Origin of the sequence: Comamonas squillarum (assembly GCF_025309455.1) — a bacterium.
GTDB classification, from domain to species: domain Bacteria; phylum Pseudomonadota; class Gammaproteobacteria; order Burkholderiales; family Burkholderiaceae_C; genus Comamonas; species Comamonas squillarum.
This window is the reverse complement of record NZ_CP104377.1, coordinates 2,521,880-2,544,144: the sequence shown is the minus strand read 5'-3', so window position 1 is coordinate 2,544,144 and position 22,265 is coordinate 2,521,880. Positions and strand designations below refer to the sequence as shown.

The following is a 22,265-nucleotide window of genomic DNA, read 5'->3' as shown; positions in this document are numbered from 1 at the left end:
TGCACCGGGCCGGTTTCTTTTGCGGCTGTTTTCTCCCTGCATTGCGCACAACTGCATTGAATGCGAGACAATTCCTCGCATGAACTGGCTCGATCAAGTGAAATGGGACGCGCAGGGCCTGGTGCCCGTCATTGCGCAGGAGCAGCACACCAAGGATGTGCTGATGTTTGCCTGGATGAACCGCGAAGCGCTGGCCCATACGGCCGAGCTCGGCCGGGCGGTGTACTTCAGCCGCTCCCGCGGCAAGCTGTGGTTCAAGGGCGAGGAGTCCGGCCATGTGCAGACCGTGCATGAGATCCGCATCGACTGTGACAACGATGTGGTGCTGCTGAGCGTGACCCAGACGGGACATGAGCCGGGCATTGCCTGCCATACCGGGCGCCACAGCTGTTTTTACAGCGTGTTGCGCGATGGCCAGTGGCAAGCGGTTGACCCGGTCTTGAAAGACCCGGAATCGATCTACAAATAATCCCTGTTTGGGCACTGTCTTCTTCGGCCGCCCTGGGCGGCTGCTTCGCTATATTTTCGCTATGACCGATACCTCTGTTTCTGCTGCCATGTCCTCTACCGATGCGTTGATGCGCCTGGCCGAGGTGCTGGAGTCGCGCAAACCCGCCAATGGTGGCGATCCCGAGGCCAGCTATGTGGCGCGCCTGCTGCACAAGGGCCCGGATGCCTTTTTGAAGAAGGTCGGGGAAGAGGCGACCGAAGTGGTGATGGCCGCCAAGGATGTGGACCATGGCGCGCCAGCCTCCAAGCTGGTGTACGAAGTGGCCGATCTGTGGTTTCATACGATGGTGGCGCTGGCCCACTATGGCCTGAGCCCCGCCGATGTGGTGAACGAACTGGTGCGCCGCGAAGGCTTGAGTGGCCTGGAAGAAAAGGCGATGCGCAAGGTAAAAGACCGTGAAGCTGAAGAAGGGAGTTCCGCATGAACGATGTCGTTGACGTGAAGACCGTTGATTCGGCCGCGATGGAGAGCCTCAAAACCTGGGGCTGGGTCAGCTATCTGCTGCACCTGATTGTGGCCGTGGCAGCGGTGGTGCCCACCGCACAGGCCAGCATCGTGCTGCTGCTGATCGCGCTCGTGATTGATCTGGTCAAGCGCAGTGATGCGCAGGGTACCTGGCAGCAAAGCCATTTTTCCTGGCGCATCCGCAGCGTCATCTGGGCCGGCGTGCTGTATGTCATCACTGCGCCGCTGTGGTTCCTGTTCGTCGTTCCGGGCTGGATTGCCTGGACTCTCATTTCCGTCTGGTTTCTCTACCGCATCGTGCGCGGCATGTTGGCGATGAACAAAGACCAGGCGATCAATGGCTAGCCACACGCCCGCCTCCGAGACGCCGGAGATGCCGCAGACGCCGGCCCCCGCAGAGGCCGAAGCGCCCAAGCGGGTGCTCCGCTCCAAGGGGGTGGACGAAAACACACCGCCTATCAGCCTGGCCTTGCAGGGCGGCGGCTCGCACGGCGCTTTCACCTGGGGGGTGCTCGATGCCTTGCTGGCTGACCGCAGCCTGTGGATAGAAGGTGTGAGCGGCACCAGCGCCGGGGCGATGAACGCCGTGGTGATGGCCTATGGCTACGGCAAGGCAGCAGCCACCGAAACCGACAAGCGAAAAGCCCATGACGCGGGCTGTGAATCGGCCCGCGAGAGCCTCAAGCAGTTTTGGGAAGGGGTGGGCACGATGGGCAGCCTGATGGCAGGTGTGCCGATGGCCGGCAAAGCCATCTGGGACATGATGAGCCAGTGGCTCTCGCCCTACCAGACCAATCCGCTCGACATCAACCCCTTGCGCCGGCTGCTGGAAAAGGTCGTGGATTTTGACTTTCTCCAGCATGAGCAGGGCCGCAATGCGCCCCGGGTATTTGTCTGCGCCACCAATGTGCGCACCGGCAAGGGCGAAGTCTTCAGTGGAAAGCGGTTGACGGCCGATGCGGTGATGGCCTCGGCCTGCCTGCCGATGATGTACAAGGCGGTCGAGATCAAGGACCAGTATTACTGGGATGGCGGCTACTCCGGCAACCCCTTGCTCTACCCGCTGATCTACCAGACGGGCAACAGCGATGTGCTGCTAGTGCAGCTCAACCCCATTGAATACAACGAGGTGCCGACCAACGCCCAAGAGATCATGGACCGCATCAATGAGATCACCTTCAACGCCAGCTTGCTGGCCGAGCTGCGCGCCATGGGCTTTGTGCGCCGCCTGCTCGATGAAGGCAAGCTGGACCGGGAGCGCTACAAGTACATGCTGATGCACCATGTCGATGGGGGAGCTGTGCTCAAGAGCTATGGCGCATCCAGCAAGAACCGCTCGGATGCGCCTTTTGTGCGCGAACTGTGCGAGCGGGGCCGTGTCTCCGGCGAGAACTGGCTGACCAGGCACCGGGCGGATGTTGGTGTGCGATCTGGTTTCAAGGTGTAATCTACTGCCTGTTGGCACAGTTGCTGCTTGTGCCGGTTACTGCGGGTTGCCAGCGACGGCGGCACCCTTGTTTTGAGAGATAAGAAGTTTATGCACGATCCTGATTGCCTTTTTTGCAAAATCATTGCCGGCCAGATTCCGTCAAGCAAGGTCTATGAAGACGAGGACATGCTGGTGTTCAAGGACATCCATCCAGCCGCGCCCGTGCATTTGCTGATGGTGCCCAAGCTGCACATCGCCTCGATGGCACAGGTGGGTGCCGAACACGCTCCCTTGTTGGGCCGCATGCTGGCCAAGGCGCCGCAACTGGCGCTGGATAACGGCTGCAATCCCTATCCGCAAGGGGGTTTCCGGCTGATGGTCAACACCGGCGAAGAGGGCGGCCAGGAGGTGCACCATCTGCACATCCACCTGCTGGGCGGCCCCCGGCCCTGGAAAAAGGGCTGAGCCCTGCGCTGGCCACGGGCTGAAGCCCTGGCCACGTGACAGTATTACGAAACCGGTAGATGCCCAAGGCGTCTAAAATGCACATATTCGCTAGGAGAATTTCATGGGTTCCTTTTCTGTTTGGCATTGGCTGATTGTTCTGCTCATCGTGGTGCTGGTATTTGGTACCAAGAAGCTCAAGAACATCGGCACCGATCTGGGTGGTGCCGTCAAGGGCTTCAAGGATGGCATCAAGGACGGCGGCGAATCCGCCTCGCCCGCTGCATCCACGACGACCACGGCACAGCAAGTGGGTCAGTCGCCTGCGGCCGACAAGAACACCACCATCGACGTCGAAGCCAAGAACAAGGGCTGATGTGCGCATGACAGGGGCTGTGGGCAAGCCGCAGCAACCGCTTTTGTGCATTCGATGGGGTTGGAATGTTTGATCTCGGTATCTCCAAGATGGCCTTGATCGGTGCGGTGGCACTGATCGTCATTGGCCCTGAAAAACTGCCGCGCGTTGCGCGCACGGTAGGCACATTGCTGGGCAAGGCGCAGCGCTATGTCAACGACGTCAAGTCCGAGGTCAACCGCTCGATGGAGCTCGACGAGCTGCGCAAGATGAAGGAGAACGTCGAGTCGGCCGCGCGTGATGTGGAAAGCACCATCCGCACCAACTCCGCAGACTTCGAGAAAAACCTCAACGACCAGGCCAATGGCACGGCCTCATCGGGCAGCGACGACAGCTTCTACACCGCCGATCCCTATGCCGAGAGCTATGACGGCGGCTCGGCATCGACGGTGGCTCCGGTCTACCACCACCCTCGCAAGAACTGGCGCGTGAAGCGCGGCGCCACTCCCCAGTGGTACAAGCACCAGGCAGGTGTGCGCACCCATGTGCAGTCAGGCGCGGCGCGCGTGGCACGTTTTCGGCCCAAGAAGCCCTCGTCAGGCCTGTGATGGCGCCCGCAACGCAGCCCGCTCCCGGAGCCGCGCGTTGGCATGTTTTCTCACTGGTATTTCCATCGGCCCGGGGCGCTGCAGCCTGCGCTAACGCGCTGCGCTCCCGCGAGGCCTTGATCCGCAACAGATATCCCCATGTCCGAAACCCCTTCTAAAGAAGACGAGCTGGCCGGCACCGAGCAGCCCTTTGTGCAGCACCTGATGGAGCTGCGCGATAGGCTGCTCTACAGCATTGGTGGCGTGCTGGTGGCCCTGGCTTTGTTGGCCTTCTGGCCTGGCCCCGATGGGCTGATGAACTTCATCGCGCATCCGATCAAGATGCACATGCCGCCCGATGCCAAGCTGATTGCCGTGGGCGTGTTCTCGCCCTTTATCGTGCCGCTGAAGGTACTGGGCATGGCGGCCATTTTGCTGGCCTTGCCGTGGATCATGTACCAGCTCTGGGCGTTTGTGGCCCCGGGCCTCTACATGCATGAGCGCAAGTTTGCGCTGCCTTTGATATTTTTTGGCAGCTTGCTGGCCTATGCCGGCATTGCCTTTGTGCAGCTGTTTGTGCTCGATCGCATGTTTGGCTTTATCCAGCATTTCACGCCGTCAAGCGTGGCGGCCACGCCAGATATTGCCTCCTATGTCGAAGCCATTTTGTCGCTCTACCTGGCCTTTGGTCTGGCCTTCCAGGTCCCCATTGTGGTGATCCTGCTGGTGCGCCTGGGCATCGTGGAGATCGCCAAGCTCAAGTCGTTCCGGGGTTACTTCATCGTGCTGTCGTTTGTTATTGCGGCGGTGGTGACCCCTCCCGATGTGCTCTCGCAGATTTCGCTGGCCGTGCCCATGTGCATTCTGTATGAGGTTGGCATCCTGGGTGCCACCTGGTTCTCGCGCAACCAGCCCAAGAAGGAAGAAGAAGCGGACACGGACGCCGCAGCCTGATCGCCTACCCACCGGCCAGATACGCCAAAGCCCCGTGCTGACCTGAGGTCAGCCGGGGCTTTGCTGTTGGTGGGTCAGGGCCAGCGCCAGCGCCAGGGGTGGGCCTGGTGCGGCGTCGTTGCGGGGACCGGGCTTGATGGCCCAGATCTACCTCCCTTTGATCAACGTGCAAAGGCGAGTGCGCTGCCAACGCCCCTCGCCAGGGCTTAACGCCGGCCTTGGGGCATCGCGCGGTTGTTGACCGGGCGGGTGCCGGGCGTGATCGGCAGGGTCAGGCTCTGGTCACCCCGGCGCAGCTGCACTTCGGAGGTGGTGCCGGGCACGAGAGCCGCCACGGCAGTCAGCAGGCTTTGCACATGGTGGACCTGCATGTCGCCGATCTGGGTGATCACATCGCCCGGGCGGATGCCGGCATTGGCAGCTGGCCCGCTTTGCAGCACGCCGGTGATGATCACGCCGCTGTCGGCCTTGACGCCAAAGGTCTCGGCCAGCTCGGGTGTCAGGTCATTGGGCTCGACGCCGATCCAGCCACGCGTCACCTTGCCGTCGCGCACAATGCTGTCGAGCACATTCTTGGCCAGGGCGACGGGTATCGCAAAGCCAATGCCCATGCTGCCGCCGGAGCGCGAATAAATGGCCGTGTTGATGCCCACCAGATTGCCGTTGACATCGACCAGTGCGCCGCCCGAGTTGCCGGGGTTGATGGCCGCGTCGGTCTGGATGAAGTTCTCGAAGGTATTGATGCCCAGCTCGCTGCGGCCCAGCGCGCTGATGATGCCGCTGGTGACGGTCTGGCCCACGCCAAAGGGGTTGCCAATGGCCAGCACTTGGTCGCCCACCTCGGCCGAGTCCGAATTGCCCAGCACGATGACGGGCAGCTTGTCCAGGCTGATCTTGAGGATCGCCAGGTCGGTTTCCGGATCGGTGCCCATGACCGTGCCCTTGGCTTTGCGGCCATCGGTCAGGGTCACCTCGATATCGTCGGCCGCTTCGACCACATGGTTGTTGGTGAGCACATAGCCGTCGGGGCTGACGATCACGCCGCTGCCCAGACCTGCCTGGTTTTGCACGCCCTGGTCGCCAAAGAAGAACTGGAACCAGGGGTCATTGGCGCGCGGGTGGCGCACTGCCGTGCTGGTGTTGATGCTGACCACCGCCGGCGAGGCCTTTTTGGCCGCAGGGCTGAAGCTGCTGGTCGCCACACTGGCTCGGTTGGCCTCGCTTTGCGGCGCCTCGATCAACGCAATGCCCGCATTGCTGCGTACCGCATTGTTGCGCTGCAGCCAGCCCGGCTGCAAGGTGGCGACGATAAAGTACAGGGCCAGCAAGACAGTGACCGATTGTGCGAAAAGAAGCCAGAGGCGTTTCATAAAACCTGGGGTTGGGAGTGGGGCGGCCGCGTCTGGCTAACAGCCCCGCGCGGCGCAGAGCATTGCCATTGATTATGGCACCGGGCTTGGCGGCAAGGGGCTGCCAAGTCGCTAGCTGCTGTGCACAGGATGCATGGGTTGATGCCCCATGGCGGCCAGCGGACTCCCCGCATTCTGGCGCATATCACTGTCATCTGCGATGTATTCCATCGTCTTTTGCGATGTCATGGCTGCGACATTGTTCTCCAAACGGTACCAATCTGTTGGATTGGCGGCGAAGCTCTCCAAAATAAGTTGCTTGCGGAACAATCTGGGGGTGGACAGCGCGTTCGGCTGTGGTGGCATGCCCTAGCGGCGAGGGATACTTTTCGTGACACCGGCAGAGAGCAAAGGGTAAGTACCTAGAATGGTTCCCCAACCTTTTGACTGCGCTCTTTTGCTCATCGTGGTTCCCTGCGAACGGGTCCATCTCTCCTCTCGCTGGCTCTGACTCCCGCCATCCCGGGTCTCGCCGAACCCCTTGATATGCGCCCATAACGCGCTGCGCTTTGCGCTGTCCTGCTCTGGAATGTAGAGGACACATGACTTCGCTGACTGCTGACCAAGGTGGGGCCCCAGCCGCCTCGCCTGCCAACCGGCCCCTGAACCGGAACGATTACAAGACCCTGGGCCTGTCGGCCCTGGGCGGCACCCTGGAGTTTTATGACTTTGTGGTGTTTGTCTTTTTTGCCAATGTACTGGGCTCGCTGTTCTTCCCGGCGTCGATGCCCGACTGGATGCGACAGCTGCAGACGCTGGGCATCTTTGCGGCCGGCTACCTGGCCCGCCCCATTGGCGGCATCCTGATTGCGCACTTTGGCGATATCCTGGGCCGCAAGCAGATGTTTACCCTGTCGGTGTTCCTGATGGCGGTGCCCACCTTGGTGATCGGCCTGCTGCCCACCTATGAAACCATAGGTCTGGCCGCGCCCATCCTGCTGCTGGCCATGCGCGTGCTGCAAGGCGCGGCCATTGGCGGTGAGATGCCCGGCGCCTGGGTGTTTGTGGCCGAGCATGCGCCGGCCAAGCGCTACGGTTTTGCCATTGGCTCGCTGACCTCGGGCATCACCGGCGGCATTTTCCTGGGCTCGATCATTGGCGTCTGGCTCAACAGCGTCTACAGCCCGGCCGAGATCCACGACTGGGCCTGGCGCATTCCCTTCATTCTGGGCGGCGTGTTTGGCCTGGTGTCGGTGTACCTGCGCAAGTTTCTGCACGAGACCCCGATCTTCCAGGAGATGCAGGCCCGCAAGCAGGTCGACCGCGAACTGCCGCTCAAGACCATCCTGCGCGACCACCGCGAAGCCAGCGTGGTCGTGGCGCTGATGACCTGGATCCTGTCCACCGCCGTGGTGGTGGTGATTCTGTTTACGCCGTCCTACCTGCAAAAGGTGTTCCATATCGCGCCTGCGGTGGCCCTCAAGGCCAATGCGGTGGCGACCGTGACCTTGACCATCGGCTGCGTGTTCTGGGGCTGGCTGTCGGACCAGTGGGGCACGCGTGCCGCCATGGTGCTGGGCTGGGGTGGCATGGCTGTCACTGCCTATCTGTTCTACCTGAACCTGCCTGGCACCGACATCTCGCTGGTCTGGACCTATGCGCTGGTAGGCTTCTTTGTGGGTGCGATCTCGCTGCTGCCGGTGGTCGGTGTGCGCGCCTTTCCGCCTGAGGTGCGTTTCACGGGTCTGTCCTTTTCCTACAACATGGCCTATGCCGTGTTCGGCGGTTTGACCCCGATGCTGGTGTCCGTCTGGCAGCAGGCCGATGTGATGGCGCCTGCCCACTATGTGGCCGCGATGGGCGTGCTGGGCGTGGCCATGGGCTTTTGGCCGCTGGCCGTCAAGGGCTGGGTTGCCAAGAAGTAAACCCGCTCCAGGCTGATCGCCCCCGGCAACCCGCTGCATGCTTGGCATCAGCGGGTTTTTGCATTCCGGGGTGGCGCGCCGCACAGGTCTGAGACAATCGGGCATGACTACGACCCGCCAAGACATGCTGCAGGCCTTTGATGCGCTGCTGCAGCCCGCCCGCTTCAAAGACTATGGCCCCAACGGTTTGCAGGTGGAGGGCAAGGCCGAGATCCGCAAGCTGGTCAGCGGTGTGACGGCATCGCGGGCGCTGATCGAGGCGGCCATTGCCGACCAGGCCGATGCCATCTTTGTGCACCATGGGCTGTTCTGGCGCGGCTACGACGGCCGCATCACCGGCTGGATGAAGCAGCGCATCGAGCTGCTGATCAAGCACGACATCAACCTGTTCGCCTACCACCTGCCGCTGGATGCGCATCCGGAGCTGGGCAACAACGCCCAACTGGGCGCGCAGTTGGGCTGGCAGGCCGATGCCCGCTTTGGCGATCAGGAGCTGGGCTTTATCGGCAGCGTCGATGCGGTGGCTCCGGCGCAAGTTGCTGCGCACATCCAACAGACCCTGGGGCGCTCGGTCACGCTGGTGACGGGCGAGACGCCGCGCCCCATCCGCCGCATGGCCTGGTGCACCGGCGGTGCGCAGGGCTTTTTCGAAGCGGCGATGGCCGCTGGCGCGGATGGCTTTTTGACCGGTGAAATATCGGAGTCCCAGACCCATCTGGCGCGCGAGACGGGTGTGAGCTTTTTTGCCGCCGGCCACCATGCCACCGAGCGCTATGGCGCGCCGGCAGCGGCTGCCGCCGTGGCCCAGCAACTGGGCGTGGCGCACCGCTTTATCGATATCGACAACCCCGCCTGAAGCGCTCCATTCCAAGGACATGCCCGTGCACTCCGCTCCCTTGCTCGCCATCACCCAGGGCGACCCTGCCGGCATTGGCCCGGAAATCGTGGCCAAGGCCTTTCGCGATGCGCCTGAGCAAATGCAGGGCTGCTTTGTGGTGGGTGAGCTGCAGACCATGCGCCGCGCAGCGCAGCTGTTGCAGGGCCCGGGCCGCTGCGCGCTGCCGGTGGCCGACATCGCTGACCCGCAAGAGGCTTTGCAGGTGCCGCCGCGCTGCATGCCGGTGCTGTCGCTGCCGGGCTTGCCCGGGCCGTTGCCCTTTGGCCAGGTGCAGGCCGAGGCCGGGCGTGCTGCTGCCGAATGCGTGCGCTGGGCGGCGCGCCAGGCCTTGCATGGCCAGATTGCCGGGCTGGTGACGGCGCCGCTGAACAAGGAGGCGCTGCATCTGGCAGGGCTGGCGTTCCCCGGCCACACCGAGCTGCTGCAGGCCGAAGCGGCCCAGCACGCCGGGCTGCCGCTGGCGCAGATGCCGGTGCGCATGATGCTGGCCAACGAGGCGCTGCGCACCGTGCTGGTGAGCATCCATGTATCGCTGCGTGACGCCATTGAGGCGGTGACCCAGGCACAGGTGCTGGAGACCATCCGCATCACGCACGAGGCCTTGCTGCGGGCGCTGGGGCGGCCGCCCCGGATTGCGGTAGCGGGGCTCAATCCCCATGCCGGTGAGGCCGGCCTGATGGGGCGCGAGGAGCTGGAGCACATTGCGCCCGCGGTGGCCGCTGCCCAGGCACTGGGCATGCAGGTGGTGGGGCCGGAGCCGCCCGATACCGTGTTCATGCGGGCCCGCCACAGTGCCGAGCACCCGGGCGCCTTTGATGTGGTGGTGGCCATGTACCACGACCAGGGCCTGATCCCCGTGAAGTACCTGGGGCTGGACGAGGGCGTCAACGTGACCCTGGGCCTGCCGCTGGTGCGCACCAGCCCGGATCACGGCACCGCCTTTGATATTGCCGGCCAGGGCCTGGCCGATGCGGCCAGCCTGATCGCGGCGGTGCAGATGGCGCGCCGTTTGGCAGCGGGACAGGTGCAGGCGTAAAAAAGCAGCCTCGAGAGGCTGCCGGGTATCTGTGCAAAAGAAGCAGAATTTCTGTTTCTTTGTTGCAAAAAATCAACGTTTTTGCTGCAGGCTGTCGCGGATTTCACGCAGCAGCAACACGTCTTCCGGGGTGGCAGCGGGCGCTGGAGGGGGCGCGTCGCGTTTGAGGCGGTTGATCTGTTTGACCATCATGAAAATAATGAAAGCCAGGATCGCGAAGTTCACCGCGACGGTGATGAAGTTGCCATAAGCAAACACCGGAATGCCCGCTTTTTTCAGCGCGTCGAGTGTGCGCGGCACGCCATCGGGAATGGTACCCAGCACGACGAAGAGATTGGAGAAGTCCAGCTTGCCAAAGACCAAACCGACGATGGGCATGATCAGGTCATTGACGACCGAATCGACGATCTTGCCAAAAGCGGCGCCGATGATCACACCAACGGCCAGATCCATCACATTGCCCTTGACCGCAAACTCGCGGAATTCCTTCATGAAGCTCATGCGCTGCTCCTGTCAAATAAACATGACGCCTAGTATCGCTCAGCTTCAAGGGTTTCGGCGCATTGCATGATGGGCAAGACACTTCATACAATCCGCAAAAACCGAGATATAAGCGTTGACCAAGGAGCCCCATGAGTGATTCTTCCATCGACTCCAGTAAAAGGACGTGGCTGATAGCGTCGGGATGCGCAGGTGCTGTCGGAGGAGTCGCCACTGCGGTCCCCTTTGTCAGCTCCTTCCAGCCGTCAGAAAAGGCCAAGGCCGCCGGCGCTGCCGTTGAAGTGGATATCTCGGAGCTCAAGCCCGGCGAGAAAATCACCGCCGAATGGCGCGGCAAGCCGATCTGGATCCTGCGCCGCACGCCCGAGCAGATTGCCGAGCTGCCCCAGCTCGACGGCCAGTTGGCCGATCCCAAATCCGAGCGCACGGCCTACCCGACACCGGACTACGCCAAGAACGAAACCCGCTCCATCAAGCCCGAGGTGCTGGTCGTGATCGGCATCTGCACCCACCTGGGCTGCTCGCCCACCGACAAGCTCCAGCCCGGCCCCCAGCCATCGCTGCCCGATGACTGGAAGGGCGGTTTTCTCTGCCCCTGCCACGGCTCCACCTTTGACCTGGCCGGGCGGGTGTTCAAGAACAAGCCCGCGCCCGACAACCTCGAAGTGCCAGCGCACCAGTATCTGAGCGATACCAAGCTGCTGATTGGCGAAGATAAAAAAGCATAAGGAGGCGCCATGGCACACGAATTCAAGGAGATATCGCCGAACGCCACCTTGGGCGCCAAGGCCGGCAACTGGCTGGAGAACCGCTTTCCCACGGCATTTGAGGCCTATCGGGTCCATATGTCGGAGTACTACGCACCGAAGAACTTCAACTTCTGGTACATCTTTGGCTCGCTGGCGCTTTTGGTGCTGGTGATCCAGATCGTCACCGGCATCTTTTTGGTGATGCACTACAAGCCCGATGCCGAAAAGGCGTTTGCCTCGGTCGAGTACATCATGCGCGATGTGCCCTGGGGCTGGCTGATCCGGACCATGCATTCCACCGGCGCCTCGGCCTTCTTTGTCGTGGTCTACCTGCACATGTTCCGTGGCCTCCTGTATGGCAGCTACCGCAAGCCGCGCGAGCTGGTCTGGGTGTTTGGCTGCGCGATCTTCCTGTGCCTGATGGCCGAGGCCTTCATGGGCTACCTGCTGCCCTGGGGCCAGATGTCGTACTGGGGTGCGCAGGTGATCGTCAACCTGTTCTCGGCCATTCCCTTCATCGGCCCGGACCTGGCGCTGCTGATCCGGGGCGACTATGTGGTGGGCGATGCGACGCTCAACCGTTTCTTCAGTTTCCATGTGATCGCCGTGCCGCTGGTGCTGCTGGGCCTGGTTGCGGCGCATTTGCTGGCCTTGCACGATGTGGGCTCCAACAACCCCGATGGCATCGAGATCAAGGGCCCGAATGCGCCCAAGGATGCGCAGGGCCGGCCGCTCGACGGCGTGCCTTTCCACCCTTACTACACGGTGCATGACCTGTTTGGCGTGGCGGTGTTCCTGTTCATCTTCTCGGCCATCGTGTTCTTTGCGCCGGAGATGGGTGGCTACTTCCTCGAGTACAACAACTTCATCCCGGCCGACCCGCTCAAGACGCCCAACCATATTGCGCCTGTGTGGTATTTCACGCCCTTTTATTCGATGCTGCGTGCCATCACCAGCGAGATGATGGTCGCCTTGTCGGTGATCCTGGTCGCAGCCGTGGCCTATGTCTGCATCAAGACCCGCATGGCCGCCGTCCTCAAGGGCTTGCTGGTGCTGGTGGCGCTGGTGGTGCTGGCGCTGTTTGGTGCCTTTGCGTTCACCGGCATTGCAGCGCTGGGCGGTATCGACGCCAAGTTCTGGGGTGTGGTGGTGATGGGGCTGGCCGTGATCATCCTGTTCTTTCTGCCCTGGCTGGACCACAGCCCGGTGCGCTCCATCCGCTACCGCCCGCACTGGCACAAGTATGTGTATGCGGTGTTTGTCGTGAACTTCGTGGTGCTCGCCTATCTGGGGGTGCAGCCGCCATCGCCGATTGGCGAAAAGGTCTCCCAGGTAGGTACCTTGTTTTACTTTGGCTTTTTTCTGCTGATGCCCTGGTGGAGCCGCAAAGGCACACCCAAGCCGGTGCCTGAGCGTGTCACCTTCCATGCGCACTGAACCAGAAAGCATCCCACGATGAAAAAAATCATTCTCTCCGCATGCCTGGGTCTGGGTGTACTTTTAGGGTCCGGTGCCGTGCAGGCGGCCGAAGGCGGTGTGGCCTGGGACAAATTCAAGCCCGACACGACCAACACCACCTCGCTGCAAAACGGCGCCAAGCTGTTTGTCAACTATTGCCTCAGCTGCCATTCAGCCGCGTTCATGCGCTACAACCGCTTGCAGGACATTGGTCTTACCGAGCAGCAGATCAAGGACAACCTGCTGTTCACCACCGACAAGGTGGGTGAGACCATGAAGGCGGCCATCGATCCCAAGCAGGCCAAGGAGTGGTTTGGCGCCAACCCGCCAGATCTCACCCTGGTCGCGCGCTCACGTGCCAGCCACCAGGGCACCGGTGCCGACTACCTCTACACCTTCTTGCGCACTTTCTACAAGGACGACACCAAGGCCACCGGCTGGAACAACATGGCCTTCCCCTCGGTGGGCATGCCCCATGTGCTCTGGGAGCTGCAAGGTGTGCGCGTGCCGGTCTACCAAGAGGTCGAGGAGCACGGACACAAGACCCAGGTGTTCACCGGCTGGCAGCAGGTCACGCCGGGCAAGATGAACTCCACTGATTTCGATAAGAGTGTGGGTGATTTGGTGAACTATCTACAATGGATGGGTGATCCCAGCCAGAACACCCGCATGCGCGTCGGCGTCGGGGTGCTGATATTTTTGCTGGGACTCATCTTCATCACCTGGCGCCTGAATGCGGCGTTCTGGAAAGACGTGAAGTAAACGTATTTGCGTGCAGCCGGTTCAGTCCCTGTGAGCAGGGCTTGAATTGGGGTAGCCGATTTGTGTAGAGTGGGCGGCATTGACTGCAGTCCACTCTTTTTTGATTTTGAGGAGCCTCTCACCATGATGGTGCTTTATTCGGGAACGACCTGCCCTTTCTCCCACCGCTGCCGCTTTGTGCTGTTTGAAAAGGGCATGGATTTCGAGATCCGTGATGTGGACCTGTTCAACAAGCCCGAAGACATCAGCGTGATGAACCCCTATGGCCAGGTGCCTATCCTGGTCGAGCGCGACCTGATCCTGTACGAGTCGAACATCATCAACGAGTACATCGACGAGCGTTTCCCCCATCCACAGCTGATGCCCGGCGACCCCGTCGAGCGCGCCCGTGTGCGCCTGTTCCTGCTGAACTTCGAAAAAGAGCTGTTCACGCACGTGCACACCTTGGAAGAGCGTGCCGTCAAGGGCAACGAGAAGGCGCTGGAAAAGGCCCGCGCGCAGATCCGTGACCGCCTGACCCAGATGGCGCCGGTGTTCCTGAAGAACAAGTTCATCCTGGGCGAGAACTTCTCGATGCTGGACGTGGCCATTGCCCCGCTGCTGTGGCGCCTGGATTACTACGGCATTGAGCTGTCCAAGAACGCAGCACCGCTGCTCAAGTATGCCGAGCGCATCTTCTCGCGTCCTGCCTATATCGAGGCGCTGACGCCTTCCGAAAAGGTTATGCGCAAGTAAAAGCCGCGCCAGCCCCGCCACTGGGCGGGCAGCGTCCGCAGGGCTGTGCTCTGCGGCGCTGGAGCGCGAAGAAAGTGTCCAATGAGTGAAATCCAGACAACATCCACCCAGCCGTACCTGATCCGCGCCTGGGTGGAGTGGTGCAATGACAATGGCCTGACCCCGTACCTGAGTGTTCGCGTGGACAAGACGGTGCTGGTGCCGCGCGAGTTTGTCAAAGACGGCGAAATTGTGCTCAACATCAGCTATGACGCAACGAGTGCGCTCAAGCTGGGCAATGACTACATCGAGTTCACCGCCCGTTTTGGCGGTGTGCCGCGCGACATCATGGTGCCCGTCAGCCGCGTGGTCGCCATTTTTGCGCGTGAAACCGGCCAGGGCATGGGCTTTCCTCCGCCTGAGGACCTGCTCGACGACGACGCCGATATCGCGATGGCTGCGCTCGAAAGCGCGGGTGATGCGGGTGAACCGGCTGGCGAGGCCAACGCTGCGTCTCCGGTGATGCAGGTCGTGACCTCCAGCGACGAGCCTCCGGCGCCTGACGGCAAGTCGCCCGGCCGCGCAGGCAAGGGCGGCAAGCCTTCACTCAAACTGGTCAAATAGGCCTCATTCGGCTTTGTTACGGGCAATCCCGTATAGAATGCCGAGTGTTGCCGGTTTAGCTCAGTTGGTAGAGCAACCGCCTTGTAAGCGGTAGGTCATCAGTTCGATTCCGATAACCGGCACCAGATTCCCAAGCCGTTCCCAGCCAGTGCTGTGAACGGCTTTTTTGCGTCCGGTGGCGTTTAACGGCGCTGGTGGAGTCGCTCAGCGCAGTACTTTGAGGCGAATATCTGCCGTCGGGTAGCCTTTGACGCGCAGATGGGCCGCCATCGCCGGCAGCAGCTGCTTCATTTTGGCAGCGCAGGCATTGTTGGCCACCAGCAGGCACCACTGGTCACCGTCGATCGGGCCGGGCTTGATCGAGGCGCGCAGCATTGGCGGGATCAGCGGCTCCACCAGTTTGAAGCGGGCAGAAGACTCCCGCGTCAAAGCCACGAGGCTCGCCAACGTGGGCGCCTCGCTCGCGGCTTGTTCTACGGTGACGGCGAAATGCCGGCGTTGGGGCTGGATCATGGCTGGATCATGGCTGGGTCATGGCTGGGTCATGGCTGGGTCATGGCTGGGTCATGGCTGGGTCATGGCTGGGTCATGGCTGGATAGGGGTGTCAGGGGCAGACCGGGGGCGATAGCCATACATTGCAATGCACCTGCCACAACGCATTCTATTCAGGGTTGTAGAATGTTTTATTCGGCAGGCGTCGTTCCCGGTATTGAAGCCGGGGTCATTGCCTCCATCTGACACAACACTAATCACTAGGAATTCCGGTCGCATGGCAGGGGTGGACGCAAGTGCATTCCCTGGTTGTGTGGTTCTGTTCGCATGGCAACCAATTTCTTCACCAAAATTTTTGGCAGTCGCAATGATCGCCTGCTCAAGCAATACCGCAAGGTCGTCGCTCGCATCAATGCGATGGAGCCCGAGTACGAAAAGCTCAGCGACGAACAATTGCGCGAGAAGACGCAGGAGTTCAAGAACCGCATCGCTGGCGGAGAGTCGCTGGACAATATCCTGCCCGAGGCATTTGCCGTGGTGCGTGAAGGCTCCAAGCGGGTGATGAAGATGCGCCACTTCGATGTGCAGATGCTGGGCGGCATGGCCCTGCATTACGGCAAGATTGCCGAAATGCGTACCGGCGAAGGCAAGACCTTGACGGGGACCTTGCCCGTGTACCTGAACGCGCTGAGCGGCAATGGTGTGCACGTGGTGACGGTCAATGACTACCTGGCCACGCGTGATGCGACCTGGATGGGGCGCCTCTACAACTTCCTGGGTCTGTCGGTGGGTATCAACCTGTCGCAGCTGCCCAAGCATGAGAAGCAGGCCGCCTACAACTCCGACATCACCTACGGTACGAACAACGAGTACGGCTTTGACTACCTGCGCGACAACATGGTGCAAGATGCCAGCGAGCGCGTGCAGCGCCGGCTGAACTTCGCCATCGTCGACGAGGTGGACTCGATCCTGATCGACGAGGCGCGCACGCCCTTGATCATCTCCGGCCAGGCCGAAGACCACACCGCCGCCTACCTGGCGATGCGCGAAGTGGTGCCACTGCTCACGCGCCAGGAAGGCGAAGCCGACCCCCGCACCGGCGAGGGCGTGACCAAGCCGGGCGACTTCACGGTCGACGAAAAGGGCCACCAGATCCACCTGACCGAGCAAGGCTACGAAGCGGCAGAGCGCATTCTGGCTGAAAAGGGCATGCTGGCCGAAGGCGCATCGCTCTACGATCCCGCCAACATCACGCTGGTGCACCAGCTGTACGCCGCACTGCGCGCCCAGCACCTCTACCACCGCGACCAGCACTATGTGGTGCAGGGCGGCGAGGTCGTGATTGTCGATGAGTTCACCGGCCGCCTGATGTCGGGCCGCCGCTGGAGCGAAGGTCTGCACCAGGCCGTTGAAGCCAAGGAAGGCGTGGAAATCCAGGCCGAGAACCAGACCCTGGCATCGATCACCTTCCAGAACTATTTCCGCCTGTACAACAAGCTGGGCGGCATGACCGGTACTGCTGACACCGAGGCCTATGAGTTCCAGGAAATCTACGGTCTGGAAACCGTGGTGATCCCGCCCAACCGCCCCAGCAAGCGCGATGACCAGCTGGACCGCGTCTACAAGACCACGCCCGAGAAGTATGCGGCGGCGATCAGCGATATCCGGGAGTGCTACGAGCGCGGCCAGCCCGTGCTGGTGGGCACGACCTCGATCGAGAACTCGGAAATCATCGACGAGATGCTGAAGAAAGAGAATCTGCCCCACCAGGTGCTCAACGCCAAGCAGCATGAGCGCGAGGCAGACATCATTGCCCAGGCGGGGCGCCCCGGCGTCATCACCATCGCGACCAACATGGCAGGCCGCGGTACCGACATCGTGCTGGGCGGCAATATCGAAAAGCAGATTTCCGCCATCGAGGCCGACGAGTCGCTGTCCGAGACGGAGCGCCGCAACAAGGTCGAAGCCTTGCGCGCTGAGTGGAAGATCGAGCACGACAAGGTGACCGAGCTGGGCGGCCTGCGCATCATCGCGACCGAGCGCCATGAATCGCGCCGTATCGACAACCAGCTGCGTGGCCGTGCCGGCCGCCAGGGTGACCGTGGCTCCTCGCGTTTCTACCTGTCGCTGGACGACCAGCTGATGCGCATTTTCGCGGGCGACCGCGTCAAGGCCATCATGGAGCGCCTGAAGATGCCCGATGGCGAAGCCATTGAAGCGGGCATTGTGACCCGTTCCATCGAAAGCGCGCAGCGCAAGGTGGAAGCGCGCAACTTTGACATGCGCAAGCAATTGCTCGAGTACGACGACGTCGCCAATGACCAGCGCAAGGTCATCTACCAGCAGCGCAACGAGATTCTGGATGCGGCCGACCTGGCTCCGATGATCGACGGCATGCGCGACAGCGCGCTGGCCGATATCGTGCGCCAGTATGTGCCCGAGCAGTCCATGGAAGAGCAGTGGGATCTGGCCGGTCTGGAGAAGGTGCTGCGCGAGGAATGGCACATCGACCTGCCACTGCAGCAGCTGCTCGATGGCGCGGAATCGATCTCCGACGAGGAAATCGAAGAGAAGGTCGTTGCCGAAGGCGCACGCCTCTTCAATGACAAGCTGGAGCAGGCGGGCAAGGAGAACTTCATGCAGTTCATGCGTGCGGTGCTGCTGCAGACCCTGGATTCCAGCTGGCGCGACCACCTGGCCGCCTTGGACTACCTGCGCCAGGGCATCCACCTGCGCGGCTACGCCCAAAAGCAGCCCAAGCAGGAATACAAGCGCGAGGCTTTCGAGCTGTTCAGCCAGCTGATCGACCAGGTCAAGACCCAGGTCACCCGCGTGATGATGTCGGTGCAGATCCGCTCGCCCGAGCAGCTCGATGAAGCGACCGAGCAGCTGGAGCAAAGCAACGACCGCACGGCCCATGTGACCTACAGCGGCCCCGACGAGTCGGGCGACGCCGAGTCCAGCGAGCCGCTGGCGCTGCCTGAAGGCGTGCGTGTGGCCCGCAATGATCCATGCCCATGCGGCAGTGGCAAGAAATACAAGCTCTGCCACGGTAAACTCGCATAAATTACCGGATTGCTTCACCACAACGGGCTTTGACTGGTTCATCGCCCGTTTTTTTCATGGTTTCAAGGAAAAGACTGATATGCCCGTCAATTTGAAAGCCCCAGTAGCGCAGGACCTGGCTCCTGTCGCCGGTATTCGCATTGGTGTGACGGAGGCCGGCGTGCGCAAGGCCAACCGCAAGGATGTGACGGTGTTCTTGCTGGACGAGGGCAGCCATGTCGCTGGCGTGTTCACCAAGAACCGCTTTTGTGCCGCGCCGGTGCAGATCTGCCGTGAACACCTGGCCAGCCACAGCCAGTCGATACGCGCCATCGTCATCAACACCGGCAATGCCAATGCCGGCACCGGCGCCGATGGCCTGGCCCGTGCCCACGCCACCTGCGATGCGCTGGCAGGCCTCTTGAAGATCGATGCCCAGCAAGTGCTGCCGTTCTCGACCGGCGTGATCATGGAGCCGCTGCCAGTGGACCGCATCACTGCGGGCCTGCCTGCCGCCATTGCCGATGCGCAGCCGGGCCACTGGGCCAAGGCCGCTGAAGGCATCATGACCACCGACACCTTGCCCAAGGCGTTTTCCGCCTCGGCCACCGTGGGCGGCAAGACGGTGCAGATCACCGGCATCAGCAAGGGCGCGGGCATGATTCGCCCCAATATGGCGACCATGCTGAGTTTTCTGGGCACCGACGCAGCCATCAGCCCCGAGCTGATGCCGGCGCTGGCCAAAACCCTGGCCGACCAGTCGTTCAACCGCATCACCATCGATGGTGACACCTCGACCAATGACTCCTTTGTCGTGGTCGCTACCAACCAGGCCGGCAATGCCCCGATCAGCGACTGGAACACCACCGATGGCCAAGCCTTGATGGCTGCGCTGCGCGAAGTGGCACAAAAGCTGGCGCAAGCGATTGTGCGCGACGGCGAAGGCGCCACCAAGTTCATCCAGATCGAGGTCGAGCAAGGCCGTACCGAAGAAGAATGCCGCCTGGTGGCCTATGCGATTGCGCATTCGCCGCTGGTCAAAACGGCTTTCTTTGCTAGCGACCCCAACCTGGGACGCATTCTGGCTGCTGTGGGCTATGCCGGTATCGAGGACCTGGACCAGACCCAGATCGAGCTGTACCTGGACGATGTGCATGTGGCCACCCAGGGCGGCCGCAACCCGGCCTACCAGGAGGCCGATGGCCAGCGCGTGATGAAGCAGCAGGAGATTGTGGTGCGCGTGCAGCTGGGCCGTGGCAACGCATCCACCCAGCTGTGGACCTGCGACCTGAGTCATGACTATGTGAGCATCAACGCGGACTACCGCTCCTGATACCGCTTGGCCAGCGCGCTGGACTGCCCCCAAGCAGGGCGGGGTCCGGCCCCGCTGGCATCCCAACCCTGTGCGTCTGGATACCATGACCGAGTCTTCCCACTCTTCCCTCTCCCCGCTTGAGCGCCTAGTGCAGCGCGCCGAGCAGCTGATGCAGCGCATCGAGTCCGTCCTGCCCCAGGCGCTGCAGGCGCCGGCCGACTGGAGTGATGCCATTGCCTGGCGCTACCGCAAGCGGGCCAATGGCTGTGGCGTGCTGGAGCCGGTGCGCCATGTCGGGGCGATGTCCTTGTCCGACCTGCAGAACATCGACGGGCAAAAAGAGAAGATTGCGCGCAACACCGAGCAGTTTGTGCAAGGCAGCACCGCCAACAATGTGCTGCTGACGGGCGCGCGCGGTACTGGCAAGTCGTCCCTGATCCGCGCCTGCCTGCATGCCTATGCGCCCCAGGGCCTGCGCCTCATCGAGGTGGACAAGGCCGATCTCACCGACCTGCCTGATATCGTCGATGTGGTCGCTGGCCGGCCCGAGAAATTCATCATCTACTGCGATGACCTGAGTTTTGAAGAGGGCGAGCCCGGCTACAAGGCGATGAAGTCGATCCTGGATGGCTCGGTCTCTGCGGCCACACCGAATGTGCTGGTCTATGCGACCAGCAACCGGCGCCATCTGCTGCCCGAGTACATGACCGACAACCTGGCCCAGCAAAAGGGCGAGAACGGCGAGATCCACCCCGGCGAAGTGGTGGAAGAGAAGATTTCGCTGTCCGAGCGTTTTGGCCTGTGGGTGAGTTTCTACCCGTTCAGCCAGGACGAGTACCTGCGCGTAGTGGGCCAGTGGCTCTCAGCGCTGGGTGTGGCGGAGGCGGATATCGAGGCTGCCCGGCCCGAGGCCCTGGTCTGGGCGCTGGAGCGCGGCTCGCGCAGCGGCCGGGTGGCCCACCAGTTTGCCCGTGACTGGGCTGGCCGCAGCCACCGCGAGGTGCAAGGTCGCCAGAAAATTGCCGATGTGGCCGACCTGGGCGAAGAGGCCCAGGATTGAATATACCGGGCTGCTGTGCTGGCAGCCCATGAAGACCTATGAGCCAGACTGATACCACCGAGACCCGCAGCCACACCGAAGTGGCTGTGGGCGTGCTGATCCGCGAAAGTGACAATGCCCTGCTGATAACCAGCCGCCCCCTGGGCAAGCCCCGCGCGGGCTGGTGGGAGTTTCCCGGCGGCAAGCTCGAAGCGGGCGAGACCGTCGAAGAGGCGCTGCGCCGTGAGCTGGTCGAGGAGCTGGGCATCCGCATCGACAACTGCATCGCCTGGAAGGTGACCGAGCATGACTACAGCCATGCCTTGGTGCGCTTGCACTGGTGCAAGGTGACGCAGTGGTCGGGTGATTTTGAGATGCGTGAAGGCCAGCAGATGTCCTGGCAGCAGTTGCCGCTGACGGTGAGCCCGGTGCTGGAAGGCTCCTTCCCGGTGCTGCAATGGCTGAGCGAGGAGCGTGGGCTGCCTTTTGATGCGGAAGCCTATGTGCAGGCGGCGCAAGCTGCAGTGAAATAAGCAACGGCAGCACCGCCAAGTGCTGCGGTTGCTAAACGTCGGGGGGCTCAGTCTTCCAGCCGGGGATCACCGTAGGGCTGGTCCAGCGGTGGCGATTGGGCGGGCACCCGAAAATCCTCATTGCCCCAGGCGCCCAGGTCAATGAGCTTGCAGCGCTCGCTGCAAAAAGGGCGAAACCTGTTGCTGCGTGCAAAGCTGGAAGGGCCGCCACACTGGGGGCACTGGATGCTGGGGAGTGCGTTGTCTGCGGAAGAACTCATGCAGGCATTGTAGGGTGCCTGCGGGCTGGCGCGATGGCTGCGCGGTTTTGGAGGTGGCTCTTCAGGCGCAGAGCACCATCTCGTACTGGCCATCCTGTGTGGTCAACGCCAGCTGCCCGCTGTCGGTCTTTTGCAGCATGCGTATCGAGATCATCAGGCGGTTGCCGCTGATCTCGGGCACGAGGCTGGAGCTGGGGTCGATCTTGAGGCGCAGCAGCTGGTAGATGCGGCCCTGGGGCAGGTTCTGCTGGAACTGGCCGCGCACGGTTGCAATGCGCTGCGGCGCACCCGCATCCCGAAAGAGCCGCAGCAGCAAGATGAGGGCGCTGGCCAGCGGCGCAAAACAGGCCGTCCAGCCCTGCAGATCGGTGCGGCGGCTGTTGCTGTCGGCATGCAGCCAGGCGTGGTAGCTGGGCAGGTCAAAGGTGCAGGTGCCGCCAGGGATGCCGGTGCGGTTACGGATGGCCATCAGCCATTCGTTCTCGATCAGCAACTGGCTGGGCTTGCCGTTCTGGGCCCGCAACTCGCTGTGGGCAGCGTCGATCTGGCCAATCACCTTGTCGAGCATGTCCACGGCGATCATCGGGTTGTCGCGGTAGGCATTGAACTGCTGGCGCTGGCGTTCGAGGTCCTTGAGCAGGTCGGTCTTGAGGTCGCTGCGGGAGGCCACATCCATCACCTCGAACAAGGTGGTGATGGCGAAATGGTGGTCGATGTCCGTGTCGCGCTGCAGGAGTACGTCAAGCCGGCGCAGCAGGTACTCCAGGCGGAGATAGGCTCGCACACGTTCGTTGAAGGGGTACTCGTAAATTATCACGG

The 22,265-nt window shown here is 62.1% G+C and carries 25 protein-coding genes and 1 tRNA gene; 21 read left to right on the top strand and 5 right to left on the bottom strand.

Annotated elements, in window-relative coordinates; translation table 11 throughout:
- The first annotated feature begins 70 nt into the window (after positions 1 to 70).
- The 8 genes from hisI to tatC all read left to right on the top strand — a co-directional run bounded on the left by hisI (position 71) and on the right by tatC (position 4,745).
- Positions 71 to 469 (top strand): phosphoribosyl-AMP cyclohydrolase, encoded by a 399-nt coding sequence (gene hisI, locus N4T19_RS11840; protein WP_182328367.1) that lies wholly within the window; start codon positions 71 to 73, stop codon positions 467 to 469.
- An 88-nt stretch (positions 470 to 557) separates the two neighbouring features.
- The gene (locus N4T19_RS11835) at positions 558 to 935 is read left to right on the top strand and encodes a phosphoribosyl-ATP diphosphatase (protein WP_116927104.1); all 378 of its coding nucleotides are present in this window, start codon (positions 558 to 560) and stop codon (positions 933 to 935) included.
- Positions 932 to 1,321 (top strand): DUF4870 family protein, encoded by a 390-nt coding sequence (locus N4T19_RS11830; RefSeq protein ID WP_260720252.1) that lies wholly within the window; start codon positions 932 to 934, stop codon positions 1,319 to 1,321. Before N4T19_RS11835 ends, N4T19_RS11830 begins: the two co-directional genes overlap by 4 nt.
- 91 nt (positions 1,322 to 1,412) lie before the next feature.
- Positions 1,413 to 2,423 (top strand): patatin-like phospholipase family protein, encoded by a 1,011-nt coding sequence (locus tag N4T19_RS11825; RefSeq protein WP_409935203.1) that lies wholly within the window; start codon positions 1,413 to 1,415, stop codon positions 2,421 to 2,423.
- 90 nt (positions 2,424 to 2,513) lie between these two features.
- Positions 2,514 to 2,870, top strand: coding sequence for a histidine triad nucleotide-binding protein (locus N4T19_RS11820; RefSeq protein ID WP_116927102.1), 357 nt, complete (start codon positions 2,514 to 2,516; stop codon positions 2,868 to 2,870).
- A gap of 103 nt (positions 2,871 to 2,973) precedes the next feature.
- The gene (gene tatA, locus N4T19_RS11815; protein WP_021027787.1) at positions 2,974 to 3,225 is read left to right on the top strand and encodes a Sec-independent protein translocase subunit TatA; all 252 of its coding nucleotides are present in this window, start codon (positions 2,974 to 2,976) and stop codon (positions 3,223 to 3,225) included.
- A gap of 65 nt (positions 3,226 to 3,290) precedes the next feature.
- Positions 3,291 to 3,812 (top strand): Sec-independent protein translocase protein TatB, encoded by a 522-nt coding sequence (gene tatB / locus N4T19_RS11810; protein ID WP_116927101.1) that lies wholly within the window; start codon positions 3,291 to 3,293, stop codon positions 3,810 to 3,812.
- A 138-nt stretch (positions 3,813 to 3,950) separates the two neighbouring features.
- Entirely contained in the window at positions 3,951 to 4,745 is a 795-nt protein-coding gene (tatC, locus tag N4T19_RS11805) for a twin-arginine translocase subunit TatC (protein ID WP_116927100.1), read from the top strand.
- A 206-nt stretch (positions 4,746 to 4,951) separates the two neighbouring features.
- On the opposite strand, the gene N4T19_RS11800 is transcribed toward tatC, so the two are convergent.
- On the bottom strand, positions 4,952 to 6,115 hold the full coding sequence (locus tag N4T19_RS11800) for a trypsin-like peptidase domain-containing protein (RefSeq protein ID WP_116927099.1): 1,164 nt from the start codon (positions 6,113 to 6,115) through the stop codon (positions 4,952 to 4,954).
- Positions 6,116 to 6,696: 581 nt separating this feature from the next.
- Here N4T19_RS11800 and N4T19_RS11795 point away from each other — a divergent pair.
- The 3 genes from N4T19_RS11795 (at position 6,697) to pdxA (ending at position 9,953) form a co-directional block, all read left to right on the top strand.
- Positions 6,697 to 8,019 carry an MFS transporter gene (locus N4T19_RS11795; RefSeq protein ID WP_116927098.1) on the top strand — a complete coding sequence of 441 codons (1,323 nt, stop codon included), beginning with the start codon at positions 6,697 to 6,699 and terminating at the stop codon, positions 8,017 to 8,019.
- 103 nt (positions 8,020 to 8,122) lie between these two features.
- Positions 8,123 to 8,875 carry a Nif3-like dinuclear metal center hexameric protein gene (locus N4T19_RS11790; RefSeq protein ID WP_182343480.1) on the top strand — a complete coding sequence of 251 codons (753 nt, stop codon included), beginning with the start codon at positions 8,123 to 8,125 and terminating at the stop codon, positions 8,873 to 8,875.
- A gap of 19 nt (positions 8,876 to 8,894) precedes the next feature.
- The gene (pdxA, locus tag N4T19_RS11785) at positions 8,895 to 9,953 is read left to right on the top strand and encodes a 4-hydroxythreonine-4-phosphate dehydrogenase PdxA (protein ID WP_409935189.1); all 1,059 of its coding nucleotides are present in this window, start codon (positions 8,895 to 8,897) and stop codon (positions 9,951 to 9,953) included.
- A gap of 72 nt (positions 9,954 to 10,025) precedes the next feature.
- Here the strand turns inward: pdxA and mscL are convergent, their stop codons facing one another.
- Complete coding sequence (mscL, locus tag N4T19_RS11780; protein ID WP_260720249.1) at positions 10,026 to 10,454, bottom strand: large conductance mechanosensitive channel protein MscL; 429 nt, start codon at positions 10,452 to 10,454, stop codon at positions 10,026 to 10,028.
- A gap of 131 nt (positions 10,455 to 10,585) precedes the next feature.
- Here mscL and petA point away from each other — a divergent pair, with 131 nt between their 5' ends.
- The 6 genes from petA to N4T19_RS11750 all read left to right on the top strand — a co-directional run bounded on the left by petA (position 10,586) and on the right by N4T19_RS11750 (position 14,886).
- A complete protein-coding gene (gene petA / locus N4T19_RS11775; protein WP_021027797.1) occupies positions 10,586 to 11,182 on the top strand; it encodes a ubiquinol-cytochrome c reductase iron-sulfur subunit in 597 nt (198 codons plus the stop codon).
- Between the two features lie 9 nt (positions 11,183 to 11,191).
- Positions 11,192 to 12,640, top strand: a complete 1,449-nt coding sequence (locus N4T19_RS11770; RefSeq protein ID WP_182343469.1) for a cytochrome b — start codon at positions 11,192 to 11,194, stop codon at positions 12,638 to 12,640.
- An 18-nt stretch (positions 12,641 to 12,658) separates the two neighbouring features.
- Entirely contained in the window at positions 12,659 to 13,423 is a 765-nt protein-coding gene (locus N4T19_RS11765) for a cytochrome c1 (protein WP_116927093.1), read from the top strand.
- A 123-nt stretch (positions 13,424 to 13,546) separates the two neighbouring features.
- Positions 13,547 to 14,158: a glutathione S-transferase N-terminal domain-containing protein gene (locus N4T19_RS11760; RefSeq protein ID WP_116927111.1), complete on the top strand. Its 612-nt coding sequence runs from the start codon at positions 13,547 to 13,549 to the stop codon at positions 14,156 to 14,158.
- A gap of 81 nt (positions 14,159 to 14,239) precedes the next feature.
- Positions 14,240 to 14,761, top strand: a complete 522-nt coding sequence (locus N4T19_RS11755; RefSeq protein WP_116927092.1) for a ClpXP protease specificity-enhancing factor — start codon at positions 14,240 to 14,242, stop codon at positions 14,759 to 14,761.
- 49 nt (positions 14,762 to 14,810) lie between these two features.
- Positions 14,811 to 14,886: transfer RNA gene (locus N4T19_RS11750), tRNA-Thr, on the top strand.
- Between the two features lie 79 nt (positions 14,887 to 14,965).
- Here N4T19_RS11750 and N4T19_RS11745 read toward each other — a convergent pair.
- Positions 14,966 to 15,274, bottom strand: a complete 309-nt coding sequence (locus N4T19_RS11745) for a hypothetical protein (protein ID WP_116927091.1) — start codon at positions 15,272 to 15,274, stop codon at positions 14,966 to 14,968.
- A gap of 307 nt (positions 15,275 to 15,581) precedes the next feature.
- Between N4T19_RS11745 and secA the strand changes: the two genes are divergently transcribed.
- From secA to N4T19_RS11725, 4 genes are all read left to right on the top strand, one after another.
- Entirely contained in the window at positions 15,582 to 18,320 is a 2,739-nt protein-coding gene (gene secA, locus N4T19_RS11740; RefSeq protein WP_182343467.1) for a preprotein translocase subunit SecA, read from the top strand.
- A gap of 79 nt (positions 18,321 to 18,399) precedes the next feature.
- Positions 18,400 to 19,632, top strand: coding sequence for a bifunctional glutamate N-acetyltransferase/amino-acid acetyltransferase ArgJ (argJ, locus tag N4T19_RS11735; protein ID WP_182343465.1), 1,233 nt, complete (start codon positions 18,400 to 18,402; stop codon positions 19,630 to 19,632).
- Positions 19,633 to 19,717: 85 nt separating this feature from the next.
- Positions 19,718 to 20,674 carry an ATP-binding protein gene (locus N4T19_RS11730; protein ID WP_116927088.1) on the top strand — a complete coding sequence of 319 codons (957 nt, stop codon included), beginning with the start codon at positions 19,718 to 19,720 and terminating at the stop codon, positions 20,672 to 20,674.
- Positions 20,675 to 20,712: 38 nt separating this feature from the next.
- On the top strand, positions 20,713 to 21,186 hold the full coding sequence (locus tag N4T19_RS11725; RefSeq protein ID WP_260720248.1) for an NUDIX domain-containing protein: 474 nt from the start codon (positions 20,713 to 20,715) through the stop codon (positions 21,184 to 21,186).
- 47 nt (positions 21,187 to 21,233) lie between these two features.
- Here the strand turns inward: N4T19_RS11725 and N4T19_RS11720 are convergent, their stop codons facing one another.
- Both N4T19_RS11720 and zapD read right to left on the bottom strand, forming a co-directional pair.
- The gene (locus N4T19_RS11720; protein WP_116927086.1) at positions 21,234 to 21,446 is read right to left on the bottom strand and encodes a DNA gyrase inhibitor YacG; all 213 of its coding nucleotides are present in this window, start codon (positions 21,444 to 21,446) and stop codon (positions 21,234 to 21,236) included.
- A 61-nt stretch (positions 21,447 to 21,507) separates the two neighbouring features.
- Positions 21,508 to 22,263: a cell division protein ZapD gene (gene zapD / locus N4T19_RS11715; protein WP_116927085.1), complete on the bottom strand. Its 756-nt coding sequence runs from the start codon at positions 22,261 to 22,263 to the stop codon at positions 21,508 to 21,510.
- Positions 22,264 to 22,265: the final 2 nt, after the last annotated feature.

Coding starts and splice junctions, on each gene's coding strand:
- N4T19_RS11790 (WP_182343480.1), top strand. CDS start 8,123: ATGACTACGACCCGCCAAGACATGCTGCAGGCCTTTGATGCGCTGCTG.
- tatC (WP_116927100.1), top strand. CDS start 3,951: ATGTCCGAAACCCCTTCTAAAGAAGACGAGCTGGCCGGCACCGAGCAG.
- N4T19_RS11820 (WP_116927102.1), top strand. CDS start 2,514: ATGCACGATCCTGATTGCCTTTTTTGCAAAATCATTGCCGGCCAGATT.
- petA (WP_021027797.1), top strand. CDS start 10,586: ATGAGTGATTCTTCCATCGACTCCAGTAAAAGGACGTGGCTGATAGCG.
- N4T19_RS11765 (WP_116927093.1), top strand. CDS start 12,659: ATGAAAAAAATCATTCTCTCCGCATGCCTGGGTCTGGGTGTACTTTTA.
- N4T19_RS11830 (WP_260720252.1), top strand. CDS start 932: ATGAACGATGTCGTTGACGTGAAGACCGTTGATTCGGCCGCGATGGAG.
- secA (WP_182343467.1), top strand. CDS start 15,582: ATGGCAACCAATTTCTTCACCAAAATTTTTGGCAGTCGCAATGATCGC.
- N4T19_RS11835 (WP_116927104.1), top strand. CDS start 558: ATGTCCTCTACCGATGCGTTGATGCGCCTGGCCGAGGTGCTGGAGTCG.
- N4T19_RS11720 (WP_116927086.1), bottom strand. CDS start 21,446: ATGAGTTCTTCCGCAGACAACGCACTCCCCAGCATCCAGTGCCCCCAG.
- argJ (WP_182343465.1), top strand. CDS start 18,400: ATGCCCGTCAATTTGAAAGCCCCAGTAGCGCAGGACCTGGCTCCTGTC.
- tatA (WP_021027787.1), top strand. CDS start 2,974: ATGGGTTCCTTTTCTGTTTGGCATTGGCTGATTGTTCTGCTCATCGTG.
- N4T19_RS11800 (WP_116927099.1), bottom strand. CDS start 6,115: ATGAAACGCCTCTGGCTTCTTTTCGCACAATCGGTCACTGTCTTGCTG.
- tatB (WP_116927101.1), top strand. CDS start 3,291: ATGTTTGATCTCGGTATCTCCAAGATGGCCTTGATCGGTGCGGTGGCA.
- N4T19_RS11755 (WP_116927092.1), top strand. CDS start 14,240: ATGAGTGAAATCCAGACAACATCCACCCAGCCGTACCTGATCCGCGCC.
- N4T19_RS11770 (WP_182343469.1), top strand. CDS start 11,192: ATGGCACACGAATTCAAGGAGATATCGCCGAACGCCACCTTGGGCGCC.
- N4T19_RS11745 (WP_116927091.1), bottom strand. CDS start 15,274: ATGATCCAGCCCCAACGCCGGCATTTCGCCGTCACCGTAGAACAAGCC.
- pdxA (WP_409935189.1), top strand. CDS start 8,895: ATGCCCGTGCACTCCGCTCCCTTGCTCGCCATCACCCAGGGCGACCCT.
- N4T19_RS11725 (WP_260720248.1), top strand. CDS start 20,713: ATGAGCCAGACTGATACCACCGAGACCCGCAGCCACACCGAAGTGGCT.
- mscL (WP_260720249.1), bottom strand. CDS start 10,454: ATGAGCTTCATGAAGGAATTCCGCGAGTTTGCGGTCAAGGGCAATGTG.
- N4T19_RS11730 (WP_116927088.1), top strand. CDS start 19,718: ATGACCGAGTCTTCCCACTCTTCCCTCTCCCCGCTTGAGCGCCTAGTG.
- N4T19_RS11795 (WP_116927098.1), top strand. CDS start 6,697: ATGACTTCGCTGACTGCTGACCAAGGTGGGGCCCCAGCCGCCTCGCCT.
- N4T19_RS11760 (WP_116927111.1), top strand. CDS start 13,547: ATGATGGTGCTTTATTCGGGAACGACCTGCCCTTTCTCCCACCGCTGC.